Annotated in this window: 25 protein-coding genes and 1 tRNA gene; 6 read left to right on the forward strand and 20 right to left on the reverse strand. The window is 51.8% G+C overall.

Annotation, left to right across the window (positions count from 1 at the left end; all coding sequences use genetic code 11):
* Nucleotides 1–10 precede the first annotated feature (10 nt).
* Nucleotides 11–1,789 (reverse strand): ABC transporter ATP-binding protein, encoded by a 1,779-nt coding sequence (locus tag BLP55_RS03320; protein WP_091140905.1) that lies wholly within the window; start codon nt 1,787–1,789, stop codon nt 11–13.
* 143 nt (nt 1,790–1,932) lie between these two features.
* Here BLP55_RS03320 and BLP55_RS03325 point away from each other — a divergent pair, with 143 nt between their 5' ends.
* On the forward strand, nt 1,933–3,564 hold the full coding sequence (locus BLP55_RS03325; RefSeq protein WP_091140906.1) for an NADP-dependent glyceraldehyde-3-phosphate dehydrogenase: 1,632 nt from the start codon (nt 1,933–1,935) through the stop codon (nt 3,562–3,564).
* Between the two features lie 3 nt (nt 3,565–3,567).
* Nucleotides 3,568–3,963, forward strand: coding sequence for a 5-fold beta-flower protein (locus BLP55_RS03330; protein ID WP_091140907.1), 396 nt, complete (start codon nt 3,568–3,570; stop codon nt 3,961–3,963).
* 5 nt (nt 3,964–3,968) lie between these two features.
* On the opposite strand, the gene BLP55_RS03335 is transcribed toward BLP55_RS03330, so the two are convergent.
* Together BLP55_RS03335 and BLP55_RS03340 are read right to left on the reverse strand one after the other, a co-directional pair.
* Nucleotides 3,969–4,526: a DUF502 domain-containing protein gene (locus tag BLP55_RS03335; protein ID WP_091140908.1), complete on the reverse strand. Its 558-nt coding sequence runs from the start codon at nt 4,524–4,526 to the stop codon at nt 3,969–3,971.
* A gap of 145 nt (nt 4,527–4,671) precedes the next feature.
* Complete coding sequence (locus BLP55_RS03340; protein WP_091140909.1) at nt 4,672–6,345, reverse strand: T9SS-dependent choice-of-anchor J family protein; 1,674 nt, start codon at nt 6,343–6,345, stop codon at nt 4,672–4,674.
* A gap of 443 nt (nt 6,346–6,788) precedes the next feature.
* On the opposite strand from BLP55_RS03340, the gene BLP55_RS03345 reads away from it, so the two are divergent.
* Both BLP55_RS03345 and hemN read left to right on the forward strand, forming a co-directional pair.
* Nucleotides 6,789–8,096, forward strand: a complete 1,308-nt coding sequence (locus BLP55_RS03345) for an acetyl-CoA hydrolase/transferase family protein (RefSeq protein WP_091140910.1) — start codon at nt 6,789–6,791, stop codon at nt 8,094–8,096.
* A 6-nt stretch (nt 8,097–8,102) separates the two neighbouring features.
* Nucleotides 8,103–9,455: an oxygen-independent coproporphyrinogen III oxidase gene (gene hemN / locus BLP55_RS03350; protein ID WP_091140911.1), complete on the forward strand. Its 1,353-nt coding sequence runs from the start codon at nt 8,103–8,105 to the stop codon at nt 9,453–9,455.
* 59 nt (nt 9,456–9,514) lie between these two features.
* Here hemN and BLP55_RS03355 read toward each other — a convergent pair whose 3' ends face one another.
* The 8 genes from BLP55_RS03355 to BLP55_RS03390 all read right to left on the reverse strand — a co-directional run bounded on the left by BLP55_RS03355 (nt 9,515) and on the right by BLP55_RS03390 (nt 18,086).
* Entirely contained in the window at nt 9,515–10,213 is a 699-nt protein-coding gene (locus BLP55_RS03355) for a sulfite exporter TauE/SafE family protein (protein ID WP_091140912.1), read from the reverse strand.
* A complete protein-coding gene (locus tag BLP55_RS03360; protein ID WP_091140913.1) occupies nt 10,213–10,659 on the reverse strand; it encodes a FixH family protein in 447 nt (148 codons plus the stop codon). Before BLP55_RS03360 ends, BLP55_RS03355 begins: the two co-directional genes overlap by 1 nt.
* 74 nt (nt 10,660–10,733) lie before the next feature.
* The gene (gene ccoG, locus BLP55_RS03365; RefSeq protein ID WP_091140914.1) at nt 10,734–12,143 is read right to left on the reverse strand and encodes a cytochrome c oxidase accessory protein CcoG; all 1,410 of its coding nucleotides are present in this window, start codon (nt 12,141–12,143) and stop codon (nt 10,734–10,736) included.
* A gap of 3 nt (nt 12,144–12,146) precedes the next feature.
* Nucleotides 12,147–13,058, reverse strand: a complete 912-nt coding sequence (locus BLP55_RS03370) for a cbb3-type cytochrome c oxidase N-terminal domain-containing protein (RefSeq protein WP_091140915.1) — start codon at nt 13,056–13,058, stop codon at nt 12,147–12,149.
* Nucleotides 13,055–13,249, reverse strand: coding sequence for a CcoQ/FixQ family Cbb3-type cytochrome c oxidase assembly chaperone (locus tag BLP55_RS03375; RefSeq protein ID WP_091140916.1), 195 nt, complete (start codon nt 13,247–13,249; stop codon nt 13,055–13,057). Before BLP55_RS03375 ends, BLP55_RS03370 begins: the two co-directional genes overlap by 4 nt.
* A gap of 4 nt (nt 13,250–13,253) precedes the next feature.
* Nucleotides 13,254–15,443 (reverse strand): cytochrome-c oxidase, cbb3-type subunit I, encoded by a 2,190-nt coding sequence (gene ccoN, locus BLP55_RS03380; protein ID WP_091140917.1) that lies wholly within the window; start codon nt 15,441–15,443, stop codon nt 13,254–13,256.
* A 1-nt stretch (nt 15,444) separates the two neighbouring features.
* Complete coding sequence (ccoS, locus tag BLP55_RS03385; protein ID WP_091140918.1) at nt 15,445–15,630, reverse strand: cbb3-type cytochrome oxidase assembly protein CcoS; 186 nt, start codon at nt 15,628–15,630, stop codon at nt 15,445–15,447.
* Nucleotides 15,627–18,086: a heavy metal translocating P-type ATPase gene (locus BLP55_RS03390; RefSeq protein WP_091140919.1), complete on the reverse strand. Its 2,460-nt coding sequence runs from the start codon at nt 18,084–18,086 to the stop codon at nt 15,627–15,629. Before BLP55_RS03390 ends, ccoS begins: the two co-directional genes overlap by 4 nt.
* 103 nt (nt 18,087–18,189) lie before the next feature.
* Between BLP55_RS03390 and BLP55_RS03395 the strand changes: the two genes are divergently transcribed.
* The gene (locus BLP55_RS03395) at nt 18,190–18,870 is read left to right on the forward strand and encodes a Crp/Fnr family transcriptional regulator (RefSeq protein WP_091140920.1); all 681 of its coding nucleotides are present in this window, start codon (nt 18,190–18,192) and stop codon (nt 18,868–18,870) included.
* A 9-nt stretch (nt 18,871–18,879) separates the two neighbouring features.
* Here BLP55_RS03395 and BLP55_RS03400 read toward each other — a convergent pair whose 3' ends face one another.
* The 6 genes from BLP55_RS03400 to BLP55_RS03425 all read right to left on the reverse strand — a co-directional run bounded on the left by BLP55_RS03400 (nt 18,880) and on the right by BLP55_RS03425 (nt 24,538).
* The gene (locus BLP55_RS03400) at nt 18,880–19,254 is read right to left on the reverse strand and encodes a DUF4258 domain-containing protein (protein WP_091140921.1); all 375 of its coding nucleotides are present in this window, start codon (nt 19,252–19,254) and stop codon (nt 18,880–18,882) included.
* A 42-nt stretch (nt 19,255–19,296) separates the two neighbouring features.
* On the reverse strand, nt 19,297–20,490 hold the full coding sequence (locus BLP55_RS03405) for an alanine dehydrogenase (RefSeq protein ID WP_091140922.1): 1,194 nt from the start codon (nt 20,488–20,490) through the stop codon (nt 19,297–19,299).
* 83 nt (nt 20,491–20,573) lie between these two features.
* Complete coding sequence (tsaE, locus tag BLP55_RS03410; protein ID WP_091140923.1) at nt 20,574–20,981, reverse strand: tRNA (adenosine(37)-N6)-threonylcarbamoyltransferase complex ATPase subunit type 1 TsaE; 408 nt, start codon at nt 20,979–20,981, stop codon at nt 20,574–20,576.
* 4 nt (nt 20,982–20,985) lie between these two features.
* A complete protein-coding gene (gene porX / locus BLP55_RS03415; protein WP_091140924.1) occupies nt 20,986–22,539 on the reverse strand; it encodes a T9SS response regulator signal transducer PorX in 1,554 nt (517 codons plus the stop codon).
* Between the two features lie 156 nt (nt 22,540–22,695).
* Nucleotides 22,696–23,655, reverse strand: a complete 960-nt coding sequence (locus BLP55_RS03420) for a YihY/virulence factor BrkB family protein (RefSeq protein WP_091140925.1) — start codon at nt 23,653–23,655, stop codon at nt 22,696–22,698.
* 73 nt (nt 23,656–23,728) lie between these two features.
* Complete coding sequence (locus BLP55_RS03425; RefSeq protein WP_091141051.1) at nt 23,729–24,538, reverse strand: SRPBCC family protein; 810 nt, start codon at nt 24,536–24,538, stop codon at nt 23,729–23,731.
* 208 nt (nt 24,539–24,746) lie between these two features.
* Between BLP55_RS03425 and BLP55_RS03430 the strand changes: the two genes are divergently transcribed.
* A tRNA-Val gene (locus BLP55_RS03430) sits at nt 24,747–24,821 on the forward strand.
* A 31-nt stretch (nt 24,822–24,852) separates the two neighbouring features.
* On the opposite strand, the gene BLP55_RS03435 is transcribed toward BLP55_RS03430, so the two are convergent.
* Genes BLP55_RS03435 through BLP55_RS03445 form a run of 3 tightly spaced genes read right to left on the reverse strand, consistent with a single transcriptional unit; the run spans nt 24,853 to nt 26,921 of the window.
* Nucleotides 24,853–25,509, reverse strand: a complete 657-nt coding sequence (locus BLP55_RS03435) for a response regulator transcription factor (protein WP_091140926.1) — start codon at nt 25,507–25,509, stop codon at nt 24,853–24,855.
* 1 nt (nt 25,510) lies between these two features.
* Nucleotides 25,511–26,284 carry a sensor histidine kinase gene (locus tag BLP55_RS03440; protein ID WP_091140927.1) on the reverse strand — a complete coding sequence of 258 codons (774 nt, stop codon included), beginning with the start codon at nt 26,282–26,284 and terminating at the stop codon, nt 25,511–25,513.
* Nucleotides 26,277–26,921, reverse strand: a complete 645-nt coding sequence (locus tag BLP55_RS03445) for a hypothetical protein (RefSeq protein WP_091140928.1) — start codon at nt 26,919–26,921, stop codon at nt 26,277–26,279. Before BLP55_RS03445 ends, BLP55_RS03440 begins: the two co-directional genes overlap by 8 nt.
* Nucleotides 26,922–26,944: the final 23 nt, after the last annotated feature.

A 26,944-nucleotide genomic window follows, 5' to 3' on the forward strand; every position in this document is an offset into this window, starting at 1 on the left:
GTGGCTTTTTTTAGGAATTCGAGAACTGCAGGTTGCTCAGGTTTTTGTAGACGCCATTTTCGATCGACAGCAATTCCTTGTGCGTACCTTTTTCGGTGATTTTTCCCTGATCGAGCACCAAGATCTGATCGGCGTTGCGGATCGTCGAAAGCCGGTGCGCGATGATGATGCTCGTGCGGCCTTCCATCAACACCTCGAGCGCTTGCTGTACGAGTTTTTCGCTTTCGCTGTCGAGTGACGACGTGGCCTCGTCGAGGATCAGGATGCTCGGATTCCTGAGCAACGCGCGTGCAATGGCGATGCGTTGGCGTTGGCCACCCGAGAGTTTGATGCCGCGTTCGCCGACAATGGTTTCGAATTGTTCGGGGAAGCCTTCGATGAACGACAGCGCGTTGGCCTGTTGGGCCGCCAATTCGATTTCCTGCTGCGTCGCATCGGGTTTGCCATAGGCGATGTTTTCGCGGATGGTACCGCCAAACAGGATCACGTCCTGCGGTACGATGCTCATGTTGCCGCGCAGCACCTCGAGCGGATAGTCTGCAATCGGTTGGCCATCGATCAGGATTTGCCCGCCATTGATGTCGTAGAACCGCAACAGCAACGAAGCGATGGTCGACTTGCCCACACCGCTCGGCCCGACGATTGCGATTTTCTGCCCTGAACCGGCGTGAAAGCTCACGTCTTTCAAGACCTGTATTTCGCGACGTGTCGGATAGCTGAACGCCACGTGCTCGAACGTGACTTCGCCGTTGATTTTGACAGCGTTCCGGTGCCCGATGGTTTCGGGTTTTTCGTCGAGCAATTCGAACACGCGCTCGGTGGCGCCGATCGCTTTTTGGATTTGCGCGTACAATTCGGCGATGCCGCCAAACGACGCACCGACGAATATCGAATACAACACAAACGAAATCAATTTGCCCACGCTCATCTCGCCGTTGATGCTGAGCTGTACGCCAAACCAAACCACGGCCACTATCGATCCGAACAGGCAAAAAATAATGAACGACGCGAAATAGCCGCGGTATTGTCCGCCTTTGATCGCGAGTTTCACGACTTCGTGGATCTTGCCTTTGTAGCGCGCCATTTCATACCATTCGTTGGCAAACGCCTTGACCACGCCAATGCCTTGCAGGGTTTCCTCGACAATGACCTGGCTTTCGGCCACGCGGTCCTGTACACTTTTGGCGTATTTCCGGATGAACCGTCCAAAGACCACGGCCGCAATGGCCACCAGCGGCACTACGGCCAGCATGAGCAGCGTAAGTTTGAGGCTTTCGCTCGCGAGCAAAATGACCCCGCCCACGATCAGGATAAACTGACGCAGGAACTCGGCGATGGTGGTCGTGAGCGTGTCCTGGATTTGGGTGATGTCTGAACTGATGCGCGAATTGAGCTCGCCGACGCGTTTTTGCGAAAAGAACGTCATCGGTAATTTGACAAGGTTGCCATAGACCGACAGCCTGATGTTGGCCAGGGTGTGTTCGGTGAAATTGACAAACAACGACAACCTGAAAAACGAGAAGAACGACTGCAGGAACAAAATGCCCAGCAACGTGAGCGCGATGGTATTGGCCTGATTGAGATTTTTTTCCTTGACGCAATCGACCAGCATGCCCATCAGTTTGGGGAAGGCCAGGGCAGTGGCACCGGTGAGCAACAGGAACAGCAATCCGATGTAGAATTTCCAGCGGTGGCCGTGCGCGTACGCGAAAATCTGGGCGGCTTTGCCCAATGAACTGGCGGTGACTTTAGATTTGGGGAGGTCGTTTTCTTGTTTGCGGCTGGCCATTCGATGGATTTTGGGTGTAAAAATACGCAACAAATCGATAACGGAATCCCATCGTTTTATTAAATAAATGGTTTGGCGGTGTGGATAAATTTTCGACGCGTTATCGCACAGTATTCGTACATTTAAAGTCTAACTACACCAACATGGAAAATCAAACCACCACTGCGGCCATAGACGGGCTCTTTGTAGACGAAACGCAAATCCCCGAGGCCTACCAACTCACACCCATCCACCAACGCGAATACCTGCTCAATGGCCAACTCGTGCCGTGGGACGGCGAAGTGGCCGAAGTCTATTCGCCTGTGTACGTGCCTACCGAACAAGGGCTCAAGCGAAAACTCGTCGGGACCATTCCGCAAGTCTCTCCCAAGGAATCGCTCGAAGCGCTGGATGCCGCCGTAGCGGCCTATGCCGACGGACAGGGCGAATGGCCAACAATGAGCGTCGAAGGACGCATCGCGTGCATGCAAAAATTCGTCTATCTGATGATCCAAAAACGCGACCAAGTCATCAAACTGCTGATGTGGGAAATCGGCAAAAGTGTGGCCGATTCGACCAAGGAGTTCGACCGTACCGTGGTGTACATCAACGATACGATCGATGCACTCAAAGACCTCGACCGCCAATCGTCAAGGTTCGAGCAGGCCGAGGGCGTACTGGCGCAAATTCGGCGCTCGCCGCTGGGCGTGGTGCTCAGTATGGGGCCGTTCAACTATCCGCTCAACGAAATCTTTACGACCCTGATTCCCGCGCTGATCATGGGCAATACGATCCTGTTCAAGATGCCCAAGCACGGCGTATTGGCGCATTATCCGTTGCTCGAGGCGTTCCGCGAGGCTTTTCCGGCGGGAACCGTCAATACATTGTACGGGCGCGGGGCCGAGATCATTTCGCCGCTCATGGAATCGGGCAAGGTCAATGTGCTGGCGTTTATCGGTTCGAGCAAGGTGGCGGTCTCGCTCAAGAAACTGCATCCCAAACCCAACCGCTTGCGCGCGATTTTGAGTTTGGACGCCAAGAATGCGGCCATCGTGACCCGAAATGCCGATCTGGACGTGGCCGTAGAAGAGATACTGCTCGGGGCGCTTTCGTTCAACGGACAACGTTGCACGGCGCTCAAACTGGTTTTTGTCGAACGCCAGATCGCCGATGTATTTGTCGCCAAGTTGGCCGAAGCAGTAGGCGCGCTCGTACCAGGGCTACCCTGGGACAAAGGGGTAAGGATCACCCCGTTGCCCGAACCCGACAAACCCGATTATCTTAAAGCTTGTCTGGACGATGCGGTGGCCAAGGGCGCGAAGATTGTCAACGGTAACGGTGGTTATACCAACCAATCGATGGTGTTCCCGGCCGTGGTTTTCCCCGTGAACGACCAAATGAAACTCTACCACGAAGAACAGTTTGGGCCCATCGTGCCTGTGGTGCCGTTTGATTCGATCGAAGAACCAGTGCGCTACCAAATCGGGGCAAGCCATGGCATGCAGGTGAGCATTTTTAGCAACGATGCTGCCGAGGTCGCGCAATTGATCGACCCGTTCGTAAACCTGGTGAGCCGCGTGAACATCAATTGCCAGGCGCAACGCGGTCCCGATGTTTTTCCGTTTACGGGACGCAAGGACAGCGCCGAAGGGACGCTTTCGGTGTTCGATGCGCTGCGGTCGTTTTCGATACGCTCGCTTGTGGCCACCAAATCGACCGAGGCCAACAAACAACTGTTCAACGCCATCGTGCGTGACCATGATTCGAACTTTTTGAGTACCGATTATATTTTTTGATAGATGAAAGTATTGCTTTTTTTGCTGCTCCCATTTTGGATCAATGCCCAAACCATCGAATCGTCAAGCCGCGGTACGTTGGGGTATATCCAAACAGACGGTACGGTAGAAAGCCAGAGCAGGTCGACATTGGGTTACATCAAGAACGATGGGACCGTCGAGAACAGCAGCCGTTCGACCATCGGCTACATCAAAAACGACGGGACTGTAGAAAATGCAAGCCGATCGACCCTGGGTTACGTCAAGCCGGACGGCACCGTCGAAAATGCCAGCCGAAGTAAATTGGGCTACATCAAAAACGATGGAACGATCGAAAACGCCAGCCGCGCCACGATTGGATACGCCCGTGGTGTCCGCAGGGAATGGGCCGCCGTCTGGTTTTTCTTTTTTGATTTTTGACGATGTCAGCGCGTCGGGATCTTCGACAGCCCGATGCCGAGGTTGTCGAGTGCGATCTTCATCGCTTTCATATCGGTTTCGGGCATTTTACGGACCTGGTCTGCCGCGATGACGATCACTTCGCCTTCGAGCGTTTTCCCTGCCGTGGGAAAAAAGATCACCAGCCGGCCATCGGGCATGGTTTCCATCAAGAATCCGGGTTGTTCGGCTGCGTCGCGTTTGACCCAAACCACTGATTCAAAAGGTAGCGCCTTGTCGTGGTCTTCGAGTTTGGACAGCGCCATCTCGCGGTAAATCGAGTAGCCCGGGATGTTGGCCATCAGTTTCCGGTCGACCCATTTGCTGATCGCCTTGAAGAACGCGATGCGAACCAAATACCCGCACAAAAGACAAAAAAGGATCAAGCTGACCGCGCCCACAATGGTCCCGCCTGAAACACCCACAAAGCTTTTGAGTCCAAAAAGCGCTGCAATTTTGTTGGTGAAACCCGTCAGGAATTGAAAAATCTTGGTAAACAAAACCACCAATACCAAAATGGGCAGCAAAAAGATGATGCCCGCCAAAAAAGGTGTCGCGAAGTTGGGTGAAGAAAGGTTTCATCGTTGGGTCGGATTTTTTGCCCGCTAACGAAGATAGTTATTTTTTCTGTATTTAGGAGGTATTGCGTTGACCGTCAGAAACTTTAGCTAGCGTAATATCCCCGATGCGTTATTGCTTTACAAATTTGGCTTGCCGATCACCCATACGCAACAGATAAACCCCGGCGGGCAAATGCGATACCTCTATTGCATTGGCGTTTGCGGTAGACGTCGACATTTTGCGGCCCATCAGGTCGTAAACCGCAGCGGCGTTTGTGCCGTCCGGTTCAAACCTGAGCACGTCGCGAACCGGGTTCGGGTATACCGTCCAGGTGTCTTTGGTTTGGTCAAATCCTTGGGTGTCCAATACCGCGAACTGAAACGTGGCGCTCACGGGCAAGTGGTTCGACGTGGTCCAGTTAAAGCTCGGGATGCTTTGTGAAACGGCCAATTCCTGCGTGACGCTTCCCGCGACAAAATGGTCGAACAATTCGTTCGAAATGACAAAGTGTTCGATGATTGGGCGGTCTTCCCACGTAACCTCGACGTCGAAGTGGTTTTTGGTGATGCCGTCGTAATCGTTGGCATCGTCGATGAAATTCTTGAAAGGCGAATCGCTACAATTGCACGTGTTGCTGGTCGTTCCAATCAGGTAATCGTTGAAATCGCCTACAAGGACTACATTTTTGGTGTTGTAGTTCGCGCCATCAAGAATTGTCTTCAAACCTTCTGATCCGCCCAGCCTGCGCGTGTAGGCCATGGCGCTGCCGTCTTCGGCCTTGGCGTGGATGTTCACCAAAGTAAGCGGCACGAGCGTGGTGCCCGCAACCAGGTTGACGTTGTATACCGATGGATACCGTCCGCTCGACCAATTGTAGTAATACGAATTGCCCTGCGCAGCATTGCCGCTGCTGAGTTGTACCGAACCGACGAATTGCACCCGCGATTTCTTAAAGATGATGGCCTGACGTTGGTCGCAATCATCGGTGCTGTTGGGCATGATGCGTCCGTCCCATTGGGCCGTGCCCATCAACGAAAGTAGCGCCGAAAGTGTGGGCGACGATGCGTTGTTCGACACTTCCTGAAGACAATAAATATCCGAATTCATCGCAAGCATGGCCTCGGCCACGTTGGCCAATTGCAGGTTCTCGTCGGTAGGGCCGAACTGCGTGCAGCCCAGCCATTCGGTATTCCAGTTGGTGATCTTGAAGCTCCCCGCCGCAGTATTGGTCGATTGCGGTTCGCCCACGATCCTGACGTTCTTGATTTCCCATGTGGCGCTTTGCGTGGCGCTCGATTGGTAGCGGAATGCGATGCGCGATTGGCTCGATTTGGCCGCCTCGGGAATCGTCAACGCGCCTGAAGAAATGTACTGCCAGGCCGCGGGAACGTTCTGGTCGAATCCGGTGAGTTCGACCCACGTGGTGGTGGTTGGATTGCCTGTGTAGCTGGCCGTGGCAAAAACCTTATACCAGCCTTGGGCCACGCCCACCTGGAGTACCGAGGCGTTGCCGCGCGTATGGCTAAAGGTGAGTTTGACGTTGTCGGTTTGCGACAGGTTGACCGCTGGACCTACAAACCAATCCTCGTTCTCGTAACTCTGACCGCCCGTGTATCCGCTGCAAAGCGCGCCGTAAAGTGCGTTGAAATACCAGCCCTGCGTACCCGTAACACTCACGGGTGTAAAGGTGTTGAAACTGGCCTCGGTGAGCAGGGTTTGGTCAAGCAGCGTGACCTGTGCCGACGAAAATGCGCCAACGTGTAAAAAGACGCACAACAACGCGGTCCTGATGAACTTTTGCATAGGGTGTGGTATGGGCCGGTTACCGTTCCAAGGCGGTAACCTGCGTGTTAGTCAGGGGCAAACATACGAATAAAGCGTATAACCCGCATTAAATCAACATTAAGTTGTGCCGCGGCCGTGATCCTAAAATACACCTAAGTAAAACTTTGGGATCATGTTCTGTAATTTTTCTTTGTTACATTTTTACACAAAATATTTTTATGTCACACAAAAACCTGTGACATTTTCACATAAAATGTCATTATGTCACACAAATTCTGTTGTAAAAAATCTGTTGTGTTTTTTTTACAACAGAAATTTCACAACAGGTTTTGAAGAATTACCCTTTTAAAAAAGTAATGTCCTAGAATACGCGACCACGAAAATGCGCGAAACGGCAATAACATGACTAAAATCATATTTTGCGGCAAAGCGGCGCGCTAAATTTGTCGGAAAATATAGTTATGACCCGATACACCACCGCCGAACAAGCCGTACAAAGCATCACCTCGAATTCGCGCGTTTACGTCCAGGCCGCCGCCGCTGCGCCCGAAGTACTCGTCAAGGCGCTCAGCCAACGCGGTAGCGAACTGCGCAACGTAGAAATTTGCCACCTGCATACCGAAGGCGCCGCGCCGTACGCCAATCCGGCTTTGTCTTATGCATTCCACGTCAATTCGTTTTTTATAGGAAAGAATGTCCGGCATACGTTGGCCGCGGGCAACGGTTCCTATACGCCGGTGTTTTTGAGCGAGCTTCCGCATTTGTTTCGCAAAGGCGCGATCGCGCTCGATACGGTGCTGATCCATGTTTCGCCTCCCGATGCGCATGGGTATTGCTCGCTTGGGGTTTCGGTCGAAGCGACGCTGTCGGCCATCAGGCAGGCCAAAACCGTCATTGCGCAAGTCAATCCGCAAATGCCGCGTACGTTTGGCGACGGCATCATCCATGTTGCCGAAATCGATTATATGGTCGAGGTCGATACGCCTATTTTTGGGCATGCGCCCGATGCCATTTCCGAAACCGAACAGCAAATCGGCAAGCACATCGCTTCGCTCATCGACGACAAAAGCACGTTGCAGATGGGGATCGGCTCGATTCCGAACGCCGCGCTTTCGAACTTGACAAGCCATAAAGATTTAGGACTGCATACCGAAATGTTCTCGGACGGCGTGATCGACCTCATCGAAAAAGGCGTCATCAATTGCAGGTACAAGGGCGTGGGCAAAGGCCGTGCGCTGGCTACGTTTTTGATCGGGTCGCAACGGTTGTACGACTTTGTCAACGACAACCCGTTTGTCGAAATGCGCGAATCGTCGTATGTGAACGACACGGCCGTAATCAGGAGGAATCCCAAAATGGTGGCCATCAACTCGGCCATTGAGGTCGACTTGACCGGTCAGGTGTGTGCCGATTCGATTGGTGCGCGCATGTATTCGGGCGTGGGCGGCCAAATGGATTTTATCCGCGGCGCGGCATTGTCCGAAGGCGGAAAGGCGATCATCGCGCTGCCGTCGGTCACCAAAAAAGGGGAGAGCCGCATCGTGCCGTTCCTCAAGCAGGGCGCGGGGGTAGTCACCACGCGTTCGCATGCGCAATACATCATCACCGAGTACGGTATCGCCGATTTGTATGGCAAGACACTCAAGCAACGCGCCAAGGCATTGGTGGCCATCGCGCATCCCGACCACCGCGAATGGATCGACCGCAAATACCATGAATTGCTCGATGCGCCGCAGCACCCGATTCCGTCACACGTACACCTAAACTGACAAGCGATGGAAACACTGATCCAAAAATACAACGTTCCGGGACCGCGCTACACCAGCTACCCAACGGTGCCGTATTGGGACACCGATTTTGACTATCCGCACTGGGAACAAACCTTCAAGACCGCCTACCACCAAAATCGAGAGCAAGGGCTAAGCCTTTATCTTCATTTGCCGTTTTGCGAAAGCATGTGCACCTTTTGCGGTTGCCACAAGCGCATCACCAAGAACCATGCGGTGGAGCATCCTTATGTACAGGCCGTGCTCAAGGAGTGGCGTTTGTATTGTCGTTTGTTCGACGAAAAACCGCTTGTCAGGGAACTTCACCTGGGTGGCGGGACACCTACTTTTTTCTCGCCCAAAAACCTCGAGGATTTGATCAACGGCATTTTTTCGTTGGCCCAAAAATCAAGTGATTGCGATTTGAGTTTCGAAGGACATCCGAACAACACCACACGCGAACACCTGCAAAAGCTTTACGATTTGGGGTTCAGGCGCGTGAGTTTTGGCGTGCAGGACTATTCCGATCGCGTGCAGCAAGCCATCAACCGCGTTCAGCCCTACAGCAACGTGGCGCGTGTAACCATTTGGGCGCGCGACATCGGGTATACGTCGGTGGGCCACGACATCATTTTTGGGTTGCCTTTGCAGGGCGTCGAAGATGTGGTCGATACGATCGAAAAAACCAGGACGCTGCGGCCCGACCGCATCGCTTTCTACAGCTATGCGCACGTGCCCTGGATCAAGGGCAACGGCCAGCGCGGGTTCAAGGACGACGACATCCCCAAGGACGGCGAGAAGAAAATCCTGTATGAGATCGGCAAAAAGTTACTGGAATTGCACGGCTACGTCGAAATCGGGATGGACCATTTTGCGTTGCCGTCCGATGCGCTGTATGCGGCCTTTCGTTCGGGCACGCTTCACCGCAATTTCATGGGATACGGGACATCGCAAACCAAGATGTTGATCGGGTTGGGCGTATCGGCCATTGGCGACAGCTGGCAGGCGTTTGCGCAAAATACCAAAGACCTCGAAGATTACCACCAGTTGCTCGAATGGGACCGTTTGCCGGTCGTCAAAGGGCATTTGCTCACGCCCGAAGACGTGGCCATACGCGGGTACATCCTCGATTTGATGTGCCGGTTCCAAACGACCCTGACCGATAGCCTGCCGCTTTCCCAGCAAAAAGAAATCGTCGAAGCGTTGCGCCCGATGGAAGCCGACGGTTTGCTGTCGATTGAAAACGATACTGTTTTTGTGACCGAATCCGGGAGGGGTTTTGTACGCAACATCTGTATGGCATTCGACCTGCGTATGAAGCGCCGTTTGCCGGGAACCCAGCTGTTTTCGATGACCGTCTGAAAGACGATACAAAAGCGTTTGCGTTGAAAGAACCGCCCCTGAAAAGGATGGCGGTTTTTTTATTTGCAGTTCGGCGTAGTTTGTACAAAAAGTTGTAGGGCAGAAGGCGATACATGGTCAATATCCAACCCCAGCCCGCGCAAGACAAACAAGATCCCGAGACACGCCAAGGCATATGGGATCACTTTCTGGATGCGTTGCCGCAACGGATGGGTCAACCACTGTTGCAGATAAACCACGGTGGTCATGAGCGGAATCGTCCCTATGCCATACAGCGTCATGAACCCAACCGACGCTACGATGCTGTCTGAGGCCAAAGCCCCGAACAACGCGGCGTATACCATTGCGCACGGCAAGAATCCGTTGAGCAACCCGATAGTTAACAATGAAGTAAAAGACGGGTTACGGAGCCGTTGTCCCAACGCCGATTTGATTTTCGACAACAACCTGTACAAAGGCTTCGAGAAATTATAGCGCGCCAATTGGCGTTCAGGGACAAATGCCACCAGGAGCATCCCGACGCCCGCAAAAATAGAAAGGTATTGTTGCCAGCCGGCCAGGTGGAATCCGCGCCCGAGTGTCCCGAAGATAAGCCCGATGGTCGCGTAGGCGAGGATACGCCCGAAGTGATAGGTGAGCAGTTGCAGCGTCTTTTTACCGGGGTTGCGCGAGACGGGTAACATCATCGCGATGGGGCCGCACATTCCAATGCAATGCAGGCTGCTGATGAGCCCGAGCAGAATGGCCGAAACCCACATCACAGGTACATTTTTTGTTTGAGCAGGTATTCTTTTCCGTCGTAAATCCAGTACAGGACGATGTCCCAGTTGCCGCCCGCAAATTCCTGTTTAGGTATGAGCAATGTGGAATCTTGGGTTTGGAACGGGTGTTCGAAATCCAATTTTTTTGCAGACGGCCGGTACAGGGACACTTTGCCTTCTAGGGTTTTTGGAAATTGTTTTTTGGGGAACGTGACCAGCACGCCCGCCTGGGTTTTGACGATCGTGGGTTTTAGCGAAAGGCTTTGCGCGTTTTGGAACTTGTTGAATTCGGCCGAGTAGGCCGCGTCCTTTTTATAGTATTCTTCTACCACCAACTCGTTGTCATACGCCGAGTTGCTTTGTACCTTGACGATAAAATAGCCGATGAAGGCGATGAATGCGCCAAACGCGATGACGATCGAAGTGCCCCAATTGAGTTTCATGATTTCTTGTTTATTACGTATTGATCTAATTTTTTTGTCTGTCTTGACGATACAAACGTTTTTTGTTCAAATCGCTAATCGAAATGTCTTGGCCCGAGAAAATTGGTCGTGGCCGTTTCGATCAACGTCTGGTTTTGGTAAATGCCGATGCGCAACTTGGTTTTTTCGCCGTCGAGCAGGTATTGGTGTATCTCGACAAACAACGTCCCCTGCGCCATCCCTTGTTTTTTAAGTTTGATCGTTTGTTGTCCAACGGGAATGATTTTTCCTTTTTGTCCGATCAGCGCAAACCGTACGTTGTTGATGTCGTGCACGGTTTTGTTGACAATCTTGAACGTGTATACGTTGCTGATCTTGTCGCCTTTGTGCTGGTAGAGTTGCCCGGGCAGCCTCAGGATATCGGCTTCGACATCGTTGCGCAAAAACAAAAGCCCGATCAAAATCCCGACAATGATGCCCAGTACGGCCGTATAGCCTTTCATGCGTGTCGTGAAACGGAACGGCGCCTTCTTCTTGATTTCGTCTTCGGACGCATAGCGGATCAGTCCTTTGGGCAAACCCACGCTGTCCATGATGGCATCGCATTCGTCGATACAGGCCGTACAGTTGACGCACTCCAATTGGATGCCGTTGCGGATGTCGATACCCGTAGGGCATACGTTTACACATTGTTTGCAGTCGATGCAATCGCCCTTGCCCGATGCCGCGCGGTCTTCCTTTTTGTTGAATTTGGCGCGACCCAGTTCTTTTTCGCCGCGCACAAAATCATACGCCACATTGATCGACTGGTTGTCGAGCAAAACGCCCTGCAATCGGCCATATGGACACGCGATGATGCACACCTGTTCGCGAAACCACACATAGATGAAATAGAACACGCCGGTAAAGATCAGCAGCGCGACAAAATTGCCCGATTGCTTGACGGGCCCTTGCTGCATCATCAAAGCCAACGCATCGCTGCCGATCACATAGGCCAGGAAAATATTGGCGATGCCAAACGAAATGAGAAAGAAGATGCTCCATTTGAGCAACCGCTTACGGATTTTTTCGGCATCCCATGGTTGTTTGTCGAGTCGCATCTGCGCGCCGCGATCGCCATCGATCCAATACTCGATACGTCTGAAGACCATTTCCATGAAAATCGTTTGCGGGCAAATCCAACCGCAAAAAATGCGTCCGAATGCCGCGGTAAACAAGACCACGAACACGACCATGGCAATCAGGACAACCACGAAAAGGTAAAAATCCTGCGGCCAGAACGGAAATCCAAATATGTTGAAACGCCGCTCCAGCACATCGAACAGCATGAATTGGTTGCCGTTGATTTTCACGAACGGATTGGCCACCAAAATCGCGAGCAATACATAACTCACCCATTTGCGGTAGCGGTAAAATTTTCCGCTTGGCTTTTTGGGGAACACAAATTTGCGCTTTCCCGTTTCGTCCAACGTGCCGATGGTGTCCCGGAACGCTTCGTTTTTCATGGCTTACTTTTTAGGTTCGGCGGGTTGCTTTTCGGGATCTACCCACAAATCGCCCTCGGCGGCCTTGGCGTCTTTCGGGTTGGTGCCTTGAAGCGACAAAATGTAACTCGCCACATATTGTATTTCGGTGGGTTTGAGCGTCGTATTCCAGGCTACCATGCCCTTGCCGTCGCGACCGCCATTGGTGATGGTGTGGAACAGGTTTTTGATGCTGCCGCCAAAAATCCAGTGCGCGTCGGTCAGGTTTGGCCCAATTTGTCCACCACCGTCTGCGCGGTGACAGGCCGCACAATTGGTATCGTAAATCGATTTGCCCTTGGCGAGTTCGTCGGGGGCGGTGAGTTGCGTGACCTTGCTTTCGTCCATTTGATCGGGGGCCGTGAGCATGTACTGCGCCACATCGATCTTGGCCTGCGCCATTTCTTTGCGCAGTTCGGTTTCCTGGTCGTCGCCGCCCAACATTTCATATTTCACCAGATACACGACACTAAATACAATGCATCCGTAAAACAGATAGGTCCACCAGGGCGGGAGCCTGTTGTCGAGTTCCTGGATGCCGTCGTAATTGTGGCTCATCATCACCACGGCTTCGTTTTCGATGGGTTGCGAACGGGTGAGTTTTTCCATCAATCGCTTGTACCAGACGCGTTGGGTGAGCGGTATTGGGTGGTCTTCTTCGTATTGGCGTTGCTTTTTTTCGTCGTCCGACAACAATTGGTAGATGATGTTGGCGATGGCCGCGTTCATGATCTCGAAGGCGACAAGCACGAACAGGAAAATGAACAACACCAGCATGATGATCGGATACTTCATAAAGGCAGGACGATCGCCCGAATCTACGAGGAATTCGATCAAACCAAAGGCCGTAAAGAAAAACACCGGGACGCGCAGCCAGGCAGGAAAATACTGTTTCATGGTTCAGGGTTTAAGGGTTGGTCGGTTTCGTTGATGGGCATGTGGCTGAGTTCGGCGAGTTTTTCCTTTCGGTACGAGAACACCCAGATGCCAAGCGTGACGAAAAACAAAAAGAAAATCAGCAGCGAAAGGATCGGATAAATGGATACCCCCGAAATGGTTTCCATATTGTGTTTGATTTGTTCGAACATGGTCTTATTTTTTAGCGGTTTCCTTGACTTTGATATCGGTGCCGAGCCGTTGGATGTAGGCGATCATCGCAACGATTTCACGCTGGTGCATCGGGATGAATTTCTCGCCCCTGGCATCGGCTTTCTTTTGGCTCTCCTGGTAACTCTTGGTAAAATCGGGATCGGAGTGGAGGTTCTTCTCGATGCGCAGCGCCTGCTCAAACAAGTCCTGCCGCGCAGATGCGACTTCGGCATCGGTGTAGGGTACGCCCAATTTTTGCATCACGCGCATTTTGTTTTCCAGGTCCGATAGGTCGAGCGGCTTGTTGTCGAACAACCATTTGTAACCCGGCATGATCGACCCCGCCGACGTGCTCTGCGGATCCCACATGTGGTTGAAATGCCAGTTGTCGTTGTATTTTTCACCCACGCGCAGCAAATCGGGGCCGGTGCGTTTGGAGCCCCACAAAAACGGGTGGTCGTACACGAATTCGCCCGCCTTCGACTGCGGCCCGTACCGTTCGACCTCGCTGCGGAACGGCCGCACCATTTGCGAATGGCAGCCCACACACCCCTCTCGGATGTAAAGATCGCGGCCTTCCAGCTCGAGCGGCGTATACGGTTTTACCGAAGCGATGGTAGGGATGTTCGATTTGACCATCAACGTGGGTACAATCTGGATGACGCCGCCAATCAGGATCGCGATCGTGGCCAAAATCGTGAGTTGGATCGGTCTGCGTTCGAGCCAAGGATGGAATTTTTCGCCCTTGACGCGTTTGTTGGTCAATCGTTCGAGCTCGGGCGCCTCGGCCAGTTCATCGGTAACCGCGGCGTTTTGTCGTACGGTTTTGACGATGTTGTACAGCAGGATAAACAATCCAACGATATACATGGTCCCGCCAATGGCGCGCATCCAGTACATCGGGATGATTTGCTGTACGGTTTCGAGGAAGTTGCCGTAAGTAAGCGTACCGTCGGGGTTAAACTGCTTCCACATCGAGGCCTGGACGAATCCTGCGACGTACAACGGCAAGGTATAGATGACGATGCCGAGCGTGCCGATCCAAAAGTGTGCGTTCGCGAGTCTGGTCGAATACAACGGTCCCTTGGTCATGCGCGGGATCAGCCAGTAAATCATACCAAAGGCCAGGAATCCGTTCCAGGCCATGGCCCCCACGTGTACGTGTGCGATGATCCAGTCGGTAAAGTGCGCGATCCCGTTGACGTTCTTGAGCGAAAGCATCGGGCCTTCGAATGTGGCCATGCCATAGCCCGTGATGGCCACGACAAAAAATTTCAGTACGGGTTCGGTGCGCACTTTGTCCCATACGCCACGCAAAGTCAGCAAGCCGTTGATCATACCGCCCCACGATGGCGCGATCAGCATGATCGAGAAAACCACGCCCAGGTTCTGCGCCCAATTGGGCAACGCCGAATACAACAGGTGGTGCGGTCCGGCCCAGATGTAGATAAAGATCAACGACCAAAAGTGGATGATGGACAACCGGTACGAATACACCGGACGGTTGGCGGCCTTGGGCACAAAGTAATACATTAAACCTAAAAACGGCGTGGTCAAAAAGAACGCCACCGCATTGTGCCCATACCACCATTGTACGAGCGCGTCCTGTACACCCGCGTATACCGAATAGCTTTTCATCGCCGAGACGGGTAATTCGATGCTGTTAAAGATGTGCAACACCGCCACGGTCACGAATGTCGCCAGGTAAAACCAAATGGCCACATACATGTGCCGTTCGCGTCGGCGCAGGATCGTACCGATCATGTTGATGCCGAACACCACCCAAACCAAGGCAATGGCCAGATCGATAGGCCATTCCAATTCGGCGTATTCCTTAGACGACGAATAGCCCATCGGGAGCGAAATGGCCGCCGCAAGGATAATGGCCTGCCAACCCCAGAAATGCAGGTTGCTCAGGAAATCACTGAACATGCGCGCCTTGAGCAGGCGTTGCATCGAATAGTAAATGCCCGCAAACATCGCATTGCCGACAAATGCAAAGATGACGGCATTGGTGTGCAACGGGCGCAATCGGCCAAAGCTCAAAAACGAGACGCCATCGGTGAGGTTCGGGAACAGGAACAGAAAGGCGAGCAGGAGCCCCACGGCCATTCCGATCACGCCAAATGCGATGGTCGCATAGATGAATTTTTTGACAATCTTGTTGTCGTAGTAAAATTGCTGTATTTCCATATCAGGGTTGTTTATTTGGATTCTTGGTTGTAGGCTCGGGCTTTTTGAGTTCGTCGTCGAACAACATGCGTACAGACGGCGTATAATCGTCTTCGTACTGCCCGGACCTTACTGCGCGAACAAAGGCGATGAAAAAACCTATCGCCACAGCAATGCTGATCGAAATCAAAAGATACATGACACTCATACCGCCGATTTATAGTTCAAAATTACCGAGGCCGTTTCGCCCAAACCATGATATTTGTCATGCTTTGGTTTTTGCCTTGTTATTTGCAGCCGTCGCGCATCGAAGTTGCTCAGGAGCGTCACGAACCCAATGATCGTAACGGTGCTCAAAGGCATGATGATGGCGGCCACCAGCGGCAACAATTGCCCCGAGAGCGCAAACGATAGCCCCACGATGTTGTACAGCAACGACAGCGCAAAACTCCACCGTATGGTGCGCATCGCCTTTTTGGAGAGCCGCATGAAGTCGTTCATTTGCGCAAATGCCGAAGCATCGAGTATGCCATCGCAGGCGGGCGAGAACACGTTGACGTTTTCTGAAATCGCGATGCCGACATCGCTTTGCGCAAGCGCGCCCGCATCGTTGAGCCCGTCGCCAATCATCATGATGCGGTGGCCGTTGTCCTGCAATTGCTTGATGAAGGCCAGTTTTTGGTCGGGCTTTTGGTCGAATACCATCTCGGTTTGTGGCGGCAATAGCTTTTCGAGTGTTTGCCGCTCGCCGTCGTTGTCACCCGACAGCACTTTTATGGTGTAGTGTTGCGCGAGCCCTGCCAACAGCGGCTGGAGCCCGTCGCGGTATTGGCTGTGAAAGGTAAAAACGCCCAGCACAACATCGTCTATCGAGACAAAGACTTTGGTTTGCGTTGCGGTCAACTGGTCGAATGCACCCACAAACGGTGCCGACCCGACCCGAATACGATGCCCCAGGATGTTGGCTTCGAGGCCCTGTCCCGGCGTTTCCTCGAAAGTATCGACCGATAAGGTTTCGGTTGCGGGAAGGTGTTGGTACAGCAGTCGGCTCAGCGGATGGTTCGACGCCCTGACCGCGTTTTTGAGCGCCGTCAGCTTGCTGCCCGAAAGCGCGCTCCCTTGGTAGCTGATTTGCGATTGGCTGGCCGAAGTGATGGTCCCCGTCTTGTCGAAAACCAGCGTATCGATCTTGGCCATCCGCTCAATGACGTTGGCATCCTTGAGGTACAATTTGGCCCGACCGTACAACCGGAGTACATTGCCCAACGTAAAAGGCGCCGTCAGTGCGAGCGCACACGGGCAGGCCACGATAAGCACCGCCGTGAACACGTTGAACGCGGTATGTCGGTCGATGAACGACCAGTAACCGAGCCCCGCAAAGGCAACGGCCAACAACACCGGGGTGAAATACTGGCTTACCGCATTGGTGATCGACTCGATAGGGCGCGCACCGCGTTTGGCAAAAACCGCATTGCTCCACAATTGCGTAAGGTAACTTTGTGAAACCGATTGCAACGCATCCATTTCGATGGGTGCGCCCTGCAACCTGCCACCCGCAAACAGTTTATCGCCCGATTGTTTGCGTACCGGAACCGATTCGCCGGTCACGAAACTGTAGTCTACGTCGGCGGTCGGCGTCATCAGGATGCCGTCGGCGGGAATGAGTTCCTGGTTGCGGATCAAGAGCCGGTCGCCGGGTTCGATATCGTGGATCGGGATGTTTTGCTCGCGCCCTTCGCCCAGCCGCGTGACCGCCACGGGAAAGTACGACTTGTAGTCGCGTTCGAAACTCAGGAAACGATAGGTCTTGGCCTGGAACGTCTTGCCGAGCAACATAAAGAAGATAAGCCCTGTCAGGCTGTCAAAAAAACCAGGGCCATGATCGAACCACATGTCTACCACGCTGCGGAGGAACATCACGATGATACCCAGCGCAATAGGGATTTCGATGTTGAGCCGTTTGGTGCGCAAACTTTTCCAAGCCGCAGTGTAGTAGCCGCTGGCCGAATAAAGGAAACTCGGCAAGGCCAGCAAAAAAATCAGCAGCCTGAAAAAGCCCTTGTAATGATCGAGCCAAAATTCCTGCAACTCAAAATATTCCGGGAACGACAGCAGCATGATGTTGCCAAAGCAAAAGAATGCGACGCCCAACTTGTAGGTTTGCGAATGGTCGGTATTTTTTGTGGTCTTCCCGTACTGCTCGAGCGAAATATAGGGTTCGTAACCAATGTTGCAAAGCAATTCGACAACCTGTTTGAGGGTGAGCTGCGTTGCGTTGTAGGTGATCCTGACCGACTTTTCGTGAAAATTGACCTGAGAAGAAGTGATGCCCGGATTGAGTTTGCGCAGGTTCTCGAGGATCCAGATGCACGAGCTGCAATGGATGTGCGGAATGTTCAGGCAGACAATCTGCGTGTTGGCTTCGTCAAACGATAGCAGTTTGGCTACAATCTGCTCGTTGGCTAAAAAATCAAATTGATAGGCATCGGACAACGGACGCGCGCCCGGCGATCGTTCGAGATCATAATAGGCGTCGAGGCCATTGTCGCTGAATATTTCGAATATCGTCTGACAGCCACGGCAGCAAAACGAATGGTCGCGAAAGACGATCTCCTCGTTAAAGGGTACCGCCAATCCGCAATGGAAACATCGGTTGGTGTCCATAATTGCTCATTTACCTGTGGCAAAATTGCACCTACAAATTGGGCAAAAACATGATATATGTCATGCAATTTGGTTAAATTTGCAGTATCTTATTCTTTTTCAGATGGGCAAATGTGAGCAGTGTATCGTTCGTGAATTCAGTTCGTTTAAAGCGCTTACCAAGGACGAATTGGTGCACATGGCCAACTGCAAGACCTCTAAAACAATACGCAAAGGCGAAACGATTTTTAGCGAGGGCGATACCATTGGCGGCGTGTTTTGCGTCAAGGACGGCGTGTGCAAGATGACCAAACTCAGCTCGAACGGACGCGACCAGATCGTTCATTTGGTCAAGAGAGGCGAATTGCTAGGGCAGCGCTCGATGATTTCGGACGAACCCGCCAACCTGTCGGCCGTGGCGCTCGAGGACATGCAGGTGTGTTTTATCCCCAAATCTGAAATCCTTACTTTTTTTAACCAGAACAACCGTTTTTCGATGGGCGTGATGAAAACGATTTGCGGCGACCTCAAGCAAGCCGACGATATCATGGTCAACATGGCGCAAAAGACGGTCAAGGAGCGGTTGGCGCTCACGCTGATTTACCTCGAAGACACTTTTGGGACAAATGCCGATGGTACGCTCAAATTGCAACTCTCTCGCGACGAAATAGCGAGTATGATCGGTACCGCTACCGAAAGTTGCATCCGTTTGTTGTCGGAGTTTAATAAGTTAGGACTCATTGAACTCGTCGGCAAAAAAATCGTGGTCAGGCAACGCGCGAAACTCGAACGAATGGGCGAATAACCCGACGGCTTACTTCTTTACGATATTCTTGAGCAACACCCTTTCCGAGTAATTGACCAATTCAAGCTCGATGGGCTGCTGTTGCATCGTCTTGCCTTCTACGGTGTACAACTTTCCGCCACCGACGGGCTTGTTGCTGCGGTCGAAATCTACATCGCCATGCTTGAGCGTGTTCTTGATGTCTACCGTATCGATCCACGGCTGGGCCAAAACGGCCGATGCTTCGGGCGAATAGTGAAAAGGTTTGTTGCGCAAATCGTTGAGCACGCGTGCGTTCGGGAAATAGTTGCAACGCGTGTCCTTGCCGCTCCACATGAGCGTGACAAAGAACATCCCGATGATGAAACCGCCCATGTAGTAGGCGAAACGGTATTTAAAGGTCATGGGTCGAATATTGTTTCCGGGCGCAAAGGTAAGGGTTTCGCGTCAAAACACAATCAAATTGATGTCGCTGTCGTTTAGCCCGAACCATTCGCCGATGGCCTTGTTGGTCAGGATGCCGTGGTACAGGTAAACGCCGTTCTTGAGGCCTTTGTTCATGCGGATGGCGTCTTCGATACCGCCGTCGTCGGCGATCTGCAACAAGTAGGGCGTGATGATGTTGCTGATCGAGAGCGACGCGGTCTTGGAATAACGCGATGGGATGTTGGGCACGCAATAATGGATCACGTTGTGTTTGATGTAGGTCGGTTTTTCGTGCGTGGTGACTTCGGAAGTCTCGAAACAGCCTCCGGTATCGATGCTCACGTCTACCACGACAGCGCCGCGTTTCATGTGCTCGACCATGGTTTCGGTCACCACGACAGGGCATCGGTCCTTGCCGCGCATCGCGCCTATGGCCACATCGCAGCGCCTGAGCGCCTTGAGCAACGACTTGGGCTGTATGGTGGATGTAGAAATCGGATGGTTTAAATTGTTCTGCAATCGGCGCAATTTGGTGATCGAATTGTCGAACACCTTGACGTGTGCGCCCAGGCCGAGCGCTGTTTTTGCGGCAAATTCGCCCACAGTACCGGCGCCAAGGATCACCACGTCGGTGGGTTGTACGCCCGTGATGTTACCAAAGAGCAAGCCCTTGCCGAATTCGTTGTTGATCATGAGCTCCGAGGCCACCAGGATCGAGGCCGTTCCCGCAATCTCGCTCAGCGATTTGACCGCCGGATACGAGCCGTCTTCGTCCTTGATGTATTCAAAGGCCAATGCCGTGATTTTCTTCTTGGTAAGTTCCTCGAAATACTCCTTTTTACGCGTCTTGAGCTGGATGGCCGATATGACAACCGTACCCGGCTTGACGTGTTTGATTTCCTCCATCGTGAGCGGTTCTACCTTGAGCAGCATCGGGCAGGAGAGGACCTTTTGGGTATCGGCCGTGATTTCGGCGCCCGCATCGGCGTACTCCTTGTCGCAATAACTCGAACTGGCCCCGGCCCCGGCTTCGATCATGACGCGGTGACCGTGCGAGGTAAGCGAATTGACGGCGTCTGGCGTGAGGCAAATACGGCGTTCCTGGTAGCTGGTCTCTTTGGGAATGCCGATAAAGAGTTCGGCCTTGTGTCGGGCGATTTCAAGTTTTTCCTCCTGCGGCAACAGTTGTTGCTTGGTAAACGGCGTCAGTGACATGGTGTTGTTTTAGAGCGTTAAAGTTAGGAAAAAGCTTTAAAGTAACAAACATCCGTTTTGGTTGGTCGCGGCGGCCAGAAAACTCAACGCAAAGTCAGCTTGCGGCGGCCGTCGGGCAAGGCCTCGATGTCGATGGTGGAATGTACTTCGGGCAACAGGTTCGGGATTTTCTCGGCCCATTCGATCAGGCACCAATGGTCGGAGTACAGGTATTCGTCCATCCCCATATCGTAGGCCTCGCTTTCCGATTTCAACCGGTATACATCAAAATGATAAACAATCTGATTGTCAGCTGTTCGGTATTCGTTAACTAAAGAAAAGGTTGGGCTTCCCGTCGTGTCGTTGACACCCATCGATTTGACCAGGGCATTGATGAATGTGGTCTTGCCGGCACCCATCGCGCCGTTGAACGTGATGACTTTGTATGGCTGCGCGTCGCGTACTTGTTTGGCGGCGTCGTGGATGTCGTTTAACGAAAAAATTATCTCCATAAAATCATTTGGGGTTGAACACCAAAAACGGAACAATCATCTCCTCGAGCGAAATCCCGCCGTGTTGGTAGGTGTTGCGGTAGTAGCTCACATAATGGTTGTAGTTGTTGACATAGGCCAGGAAGTAGTCGTTCTTGGCAAAAATGTACGAGCTGCTCATGTTGATGGCCGGAAGCCCCACCGATTTCGGGTCTTTGACGGCATACACGTCGCGGTCTTCATACGTAAGGCTGCGGCCGGTTTTGTATCGCAGGTTCAAGCTGGTGTTTTTGTCGCCGATCACCTTGGACGGATTCTTGACGTTGATCGTGCCATGGTCGGTGGTCAAAATCAGTTTAAAACCGAGTTTTTGCGCCTGTTGGATAATCTCCAAAAGCGGCGAATTCTTGAACCAGCTGGCCGTGAGCGAGCGGTAGGCCTTGTCGTCCGAGGCGAGTTCCTTGACCACGTCCATTTCGGTCTTGGCGTGCGAGAGCATGTCGACAAAGTTGTACACCACCGTCACCAGGTCATTGTCCTTGAGTCCTTTGAAATTCTCGGCGAGTTTTTTGCCGCCGCTCAGGTTGGTAATCTTGAAATAGTCTTCCTTGATGTTGAGCCCGAGCCGTTTGAGTTGCGCGGTGAGGAATTCGGCTTCGTACAGGTTCTTTCCGCCGTCGTCTACGTCGTTTTTCCAGTACTGCGGAAATTGTTTTTCCATCTCGAGCGGCGTGAGCCCAGAGAAGATGGCGTTGCGCGCATACTGTGTAGCGGTAGGCAAGATGGCATAATAAGGCACCTCTTTTTCAAGCCTGTAATGGTTCGATACGGTGCTTTCGAATGCTTTCCATTGGTCGTAACGCAGGTTGTCGATCACGACAAACAGCACAGGGCGTTCTTTTTTCTTGAGTTCGGGCACCACCAATTCCCTGAATAGGTTGTGCGACAGGATGGGCTTTTCGGCCTTGGGGCTGAACCAATCCTCGTAATTGCGCTCGATAAATTTACCGAACTGCGAATTGGCCTCGACCTTTTGCGATTCGAGGATCTCGATCATGCTTTGGTCCATGATGTCTTCGAGTTCGAGTTCCCAAAACAGCAGTTTTTTATAAACATCTACCCATTCTTCGAACGAGTTGACCATGGCCATGTCCATCGCAATCTTGCGGAATTCCTTTTGGTAATCGAGCGTGGTTTTTTCGGATATGAGCCTTGAATGGTCGAGGTTTTTCTTGATGCTGAGCAAGATTTGGTTGGGGTTCACCGGCTTGATCAAATAATCGGCGATCTTAGACCCGATGGCTTCCTCCATGATGTATTCTTCCTCGCTCTTGGTGATCATGATCACGGGCGTGGCCGATTTTTTCTCCTTGATTTCGGCCAAGGTTTCCAGTCCGCTCATGCCGGGCATGTTTTCGTCGAGGAACACGATGTCAAAATTCTGCTCTTCAAAAATATCGACGGCGTCGCGCCCGTTGTTGCACGTGGTGACGTGGTAATTTTTCTTTTCGAGAAACAGGATGTGCGGCTTGAGCAAGTCGATTTCGTCGTCGACCCAAAGTATCTTGATCTGGTCCATGTAGCGAGTGTTAACGTTGGCAATTTAACACAAATTGAACGGGTTGTTCTTAAAATTATTGTAAAGTTAGGTGGCAGATTTCTCGTAAAATGAATGACGAAAACATTGTTTAATTGACTTTAAATAAATAATCTTAAATAGTTAATAAACAATAATTTATTTAATTTCATGTTTAACCGGATGCGGCGGAATCACACCGCTTTTGCGTTCGAGTTCGTGTTGCTCGACATACACCGCATAATCGGCGGGTTCGATACGTGCACCGCGGTGTTCGGCGTATACCCGTGTAAACTCGGCGCCAAAATATAGTATCGCCGCCGTGTAATATACCCAGACCAAAATCACAATCAGTGAGCCCGCGGCGCCATAGGCCGATCCGGCGCTTGTCGTCTCGATGTACAGCCCAATCAGGTAGCGTCCGAGCATGAACAGGCAGGCCGTGAAAAATGCGCCCATACGTACATGCTTCCATGCAATTTTGGCATCGGGCAAGACTTTGAAGATGATGCCGAACAACAGCGTGATGACCGCAAAACTGATGCCGATGTTGATCAAGCGAAAGAGCAACACCGTCGTGTCGGGGAAATACGACACCAGCCAATCGTTGAGCGCCACGAGCGCGCCGTTGACCAACAATGATACGACCAGCAAGAACCCCAGCCCGACAATCAGCGACGACGACAGCAAACGGTCCTGCAGGATTTTTACCCATCCGCGTTTGGGCTTGGCCTTGACTTTCCAGATCAAATTGATCGAGTCCTGGATCTCGCCAAACACCGACGTGGCCCCAATGAGCAACGTGATGCCACCCACAACGATCGCGAGATTGGTTTTGCCCGACAATTCCATGTTCTTGATGACGTCCTGGATTTGCGCTGCGGCCTGGTTGCCGATCAGCCCGTTGATTTCAGCGAATACGTGGCCTTGTATCGCCTCGCGTCCAAAGAATACGCCGGCCAGCGAAATGAGCAGCAACAGTAACGGCGCCATCGAAAATACGGTGTAGTAGGAGAGCGCGGCGCTGAGTTTGAGCGCGCGGTCTTCCAGAAAACCCGCAAAGGTGTCCTTGAGGATGTTCCAAGCGTTGATGGTGTGTTGTTTGGTGAATAGTTTCATGGCAAAGCGTTCGTAAAAACACCGGCTATCTTTTCAGACGGGCCGGTGTCTTCTCAAAAAGCAGCGTGTTGCGTTAGGTGTTTTTATTGTTCTCGAGATGCGATTTCAGGTTTGCAAAATCCCGGGCGACCATTTTATCGAACCATGGATTGAGCCATTTGGCCGCTTGCTGGCCCGCAACGCCCATGGGTGCGCGGTAGGAAAGCGTAAGGTCTACTTCGGTTTTGTCGCCCAGATCGACGAAAGAGACTTTACCCGAGTTGCTGATTTTGGCATCGGGCAACGAATGCCAGCTCAGTACTTTGTTGGGTTCGTCCATCAGGATATGGGCTTTCCAAGCCAAAGAGCCGATACCGGCCGGGCCTTTGATTTTCCACTCCGATGTGATCTTGTCGATGGGTTTGACGCTTTCCAGATGGTTCATGAATGTGGGAAGGTTTTCGAGTTTGCGCCAAAAAGCATACACTTCGTCTACGGGTTTGTCGATCACCACCGACGAACGGATGTTGATGCTCGAACTTTTGAGCTTGCCGCCGTGATCGCTGGTGAGGTCATACACGGGGCAATAGCCGCTGATGCCGCGCGCCAACATACCGCCGGCCGCGATGCTTTGCGCCACTTTCTTTTCCTTGCCCGAAAGCGCGTTGTACAGCAAGTACGATCCGGCTGCCACCATCAGCGCGCGCTCGATAAATCCGATGTTGGCGTCTACGCCGGGAATCAAACTGCGCGTGGCCGTCCGGTCCTTGATGCCTGCCAATTGCCGGGCCTCTTCTTCGGAATAGTAGCCACCGTATCGGTTTGGGTCGGTACCTGAATGGTCTAATTTGGAGTGGCTTTTTCGCGCCAGACGTTCTTTTTCGGTGGGTTGTTTCGTTTTCATTTTCTGCTTTTTTAGAACTTTGATTTGTCGATTGGCCATTTCCGAATCGAATGACACTTACAAAGTTATCGTCGTCAAAAAGCGATTCCCTTACAACATAATCCGTTTTTGTTGCATGATTCGACCAAAGCCAAACGAAGTATTCGACAGGATTTTTTTCAAAAAAATTTGCAAATACAAAACATCGGCTTACATTTGCATCCGCAAGGGGACATTAGCTCAGCTGGTTCAGAGCACTACCTCGACAAGGTAGGGGTCACTGGTTCGAACCCAGTATGTCCCACGAAACTCCGTCAATTTTGGCGGAGTTTTTTTTATACAAAAGGCGCGGTGATGCGGTGCTTGAAAGAGAACAGCACAAGCCCTACCTTAGACTTGATGTTGTAACGGTCGAACAAGGCCGTGCGATAAGCTTCGATCGATTTGACCGAAAGCCCCATAATGTCGGCCATTTGCTCATAAGTGAGTTCACGTTCGTCGCATACCAACTTGAGAAATTCCAATTCGCGCGCCGTGAGCTGGATGTCGTTTTTGTTTTTTGTTGCCGGTTCTTGGTAATCGCGCATCCGCTTCAGGATTTCGGAAACATTGTTGTAGCCAATTTTTACGATGTTGTCGATCGCAAAACGCAAATCGTGCGCCGTACAGTTTTTGTGCAGGAATCCGCGTGCGCCGTGGTGGTAGGCGGCGTCGATGATTTGCTCGTCGAAATGTTGCGTAAGCAGCAAAACCTTGTATTCGCGGTCGAGTTTTTCGAGCGCTTGCAACACTTCTACACCCGTCATTTCGGGCATCGAATAGTCGAGGATGAACAAATCGGGTTGCTCGTCTATGGGCAAGGCCGCCAGAAATTCGGGCCCGCTTTCGAATTCATGCGTAACCTTGAATGCACTGATCTTGTGCAACAATTCCTTGAGTCCGTGGCGTACGATCTGGTGGTCGTCTATGATGCCGATGTTGATTTTTTCCATGTCAAGTAGGATTGTTTTCAGACAGCGTCACGCGTGTACCGTTGCCCGGTTCAGAAATAATGTCGATGTGATAGCCGATGCCCGTGGCGCGGGTCGCCATGTTTTGAAGGCCAAGCGTTGTTTTGGATTCGATGCGATCGGCTGAGAATCCTTTGCCGTTGTCGGTGACCTGCATCTCGAACAAGGGATTGAGTCTGATGCGAACGCTGATGTGGCTGGCGGCCGCATGCTTTAAGGTATTGTTGATGATTTCCTGAAAGATGCGGTAAATGACGATTTTCTCGTCGACCGAGAAATCCCGCGGCTCGCCTTTAACAGAAAATGTCAGATCCAATTTGGGGTTTTTGCGCAACCGTTCGACCTCGGCACCAATGGCTTTGACCAAATCCTGTCGTACGATCAATTGGTTGTTCAAAGAATGGCTGATGCTGCGGATCGAATCGGACAGTTTGCGCACCGATTCCGACAGCGGTTGTAAATCGCGTTGCATTGCTACCGAATCGAGTTTGAGGTTCTCGATCTGGAAGTTGATGTAGGTGAGTTGCTGGCCCGCATCGTCGTGCAAATCGGCCGAAATGTTGTTGAACACTTGTTCTTGGGTTTCGATGATGGCGCCGGTAAGCGATTTTTGGTGGTCGAGGTCTTTTTGGTAGAGTTGCGCCGTATAGGTCTTTACCTTTCGGATGTAAAGTTTAACCAAGAGGACGTTGAATAATACTATCAAGCTTACAAACATCAAACCGATGATGATTCCGAATGCAATAGGTTCAAACATAGGATAGCTTTTTCTCGCGATGGATGTAAAGGTTGAGCAATACGTAGTAGACCAGGTTGACGATGGTTCCTATAAACGCATACAAATGGATGTCTGCGTAGACCTTTGTTACCGAAAGTCGATAATCCCTAAAACCAAAAATAAAACTGAGCCCCAAAAAGAACAGCACTGGTGCCGAAATCAACAAGAACTGATTTACCTCAAAGAATGAAAAAGACTCGCTTTGCAATTGTCGGAAACTTTCCCGGATATAGACGATGAGATACAGCAATGCGCCGAAAATAAAGGTGTTATAGTTGAAATTAACGGTGCCTTCTCCTATAAAGAGATTTGCAGCTGCCAAGCCTACAAACATGTAGATTATGGCCAGGGTAGTTTTTTTATTGTCGAAAAGGGTATTCAATAGCAACAGCCAAAGCCCATTGTGCAGTGTCATGCTTACCGATGTCAACAAGCCATTGTTGATGTTCTTTAGCATAAAAATCAACGACACGACTTCGTTTGAAATGCAAACGAAAAGGATGGCCAACAGGATTCGGTTTGGTCTGTTTCGGGGTAGGTAAATCATGGCGCGGACAAACGTGACGATGACGAGTAATTGTGTGAAATTGATGTAGGACCAAAGTTTTGTTTCCATAATTCACCTGTAAACTGCTTTTG

It is taken from the genome of Flavobacterium caeni, from assembly GCF_900101895.1.
Lineage (GTDB): Bacteria > Bacteroidota > Bacteroidia > Flavobacteriales > Flavobacteriaceae > Flavobacterium > Flavobacterium caeni.

What these genes read in the sequence shown, in the direction of transcription:
- BLP55_RS03320 (WP_091140905.1), bottom strand. Translation starts at nt 1,789, where the DNA reads ATGGCCAGCCGCAAACAAGAAAACGACCTCCCCAAATCTAAAGTCACC.
- BLP55_RS03325 (WP_091140906.1), top strand. Translation starts at nt 1,933, where the DNA reads ATGGAAAATCAAACCACCACTGCGGCCATAGACGGGCTCTTTGTAGAC.
- BLP55_RS03330 (WP_091140907.1), top strand. Translation starts at nt 3,568, where the DNA reads ATGAAAGTATTGCTTTTTTTGCTGCTCCCATTTTGGATCAATGCCCAA.
- BLP55_RS03340 (WP_091140909.1), bottom strand. Translation starts at nt 6,345, where the DNA reads ATGCAAAAGTTCATCAGGACCGCGTTGTTGTGCGTCTTTTTACACGTT.
- BLP55_RS03345 (WP_091140910.1), top strand. Translation starts at nt 6,789, where the DNA reads ATGACCCGATACACCACCGCCGAACAAGCCGTACAAAGCATCACCTCG.
- hemN (WP_091140911.1), top strand. Translation starts at nt 8,103, where the DNA reads ATGGAAACACTGATCCAAAAATACAACGTTCCGGGACCGCGCTACACC.
- BLP55_RS03355 (WP_091140912.1), bottom strand. Translation starts at nt 10,213, where the DNA reads ATGTGGGTTTCGGCCATTCTGCTCGGGCTCATCAGCAGCCTGCATTGC.
- BLP55_RS03360 (WP_091140913.1), bottom strand. Translation starts at nt 10,659, where the DNA reads ATGAAACTCAATTGGGGCACTTCGATCGTCATCGCGTTTGGCGCATTC.
- ccoG (WP_091140914.1), bottom strand. Translation starts at nt 12,143, where the DNA reads ATGAAAAACGAAGCGTTCCGGGACACCATCGGCACGTTGGACGAAACG.
- BLP55_RS03370 (WP_091140915.1), bottom strand. Translation starts at nt 13,058, where the DNA reads ATGAAACAGTATTTTCCTGCCTGGCTGCGCGTCCCGGTGTTTTTCTTT.
- BLP55_RS03375 (WP_091140916.1), bottom strand. Translation starts at nt 13,249, where the DNA reads ATGTTCGAACAAATCAAACACAATATGGAAACCATTTCGGGGGTATCC.
- ccoN (WP_091140917.1), bottom strand. Translation starts at nt 15,443, where the DNA reads ATGGAAATACAGCAATTTTACTACGACAACAAGATTGTCAAAAAATTC.
- ccoS (WP_091140918.1), bottom strand. Translation starts at nt 15,630, where the DNA reads ATGAGTGTCATGTATCTTTTGATTTCGATCAGCATTGCTGTGGCGATA.
- BLP55_RS03390 (WP_091140919.1), bottom strand. Translation starts at nt 18,086, where the DNA reads ATGGACACCAACCGATGTTTCCATTGCGGATTGGCGGTACCCTTTAAC.
- BLP55_RS03395 (WP_091140920.1), top strand. Translation starts at nt 18,190, where the DNA reads ATGGGCAAATGTGAGCAGTGTATCGTTCGTGAATTCAGTTCGTTTAAA.
- BLP55_RS03400 (WP_091140921.1), bottom strand. Translation starts at nt 19,254, where the DNA reads ATGACCTTTAAATACCGTTTCGCCTACTACATGGGCGGTTTCATCATC.
- BLP55_RS03405 (WP_091140922.1), bottom strand. Translation starts at nt 20,490, where the DNA reads ATGTCACTGACGCCGTTTACCAAGCAACAACTGTTGCCGCAGGAGGAA.
- tsaE (WP_091140923.1), bottom strand. Translation starts at nt 20,981, where the DNA reads ATGGAGATAATTTTTTCGTTAAACGACATCCACGACGCCGCCAAACAA.
- porX (WP_091140924.1), bottom strand. Translation starts at nt 22,539, where the DNA reads ATGGACCAGATCAAGATACTTTGGGTCGACGACGAAATCGACTTGCTC.
- BLP55_RS03420 (WP_091140925.1), bottom strand. Translation starts at nt 23,655, where the DNA reads ATGAAACTATTCACCAAACAACACACCATCAACGCTTGGAACATCCTC.
- BLP55_RS03425 (WP_091141051.1), bottom strand. Translation starts at nt 24,538, where the DNA reads ATGAAAACGAAACAACCCACCGAAAAAGAACGTCTGGCGCGAAAAAGC.
- BLP55_RS03435 (WP_091140926.1), bottom strand. Translation starts at nt 25,509, where the DNA reads ATGGAAAAAATCAACATCGGCATCATAGACGACCACCAGATCGTACGC.
- BLP55_RS03440 (WP_091140927.1), bottom strand. Translation starts at nt 26,284, where the DNA reads ATGTTTGAACCTATTGCATTCGGAATCATCATCGGTTTGATGTTTGTA.
- BLP55_RS03445 (WP_091140928.1), bottom strand. Translation starts at nt 26,921, where the DNA reads ATGGAAACAAAACTTTGGTCCTACATCAATTTCACACAATTACTCGTC.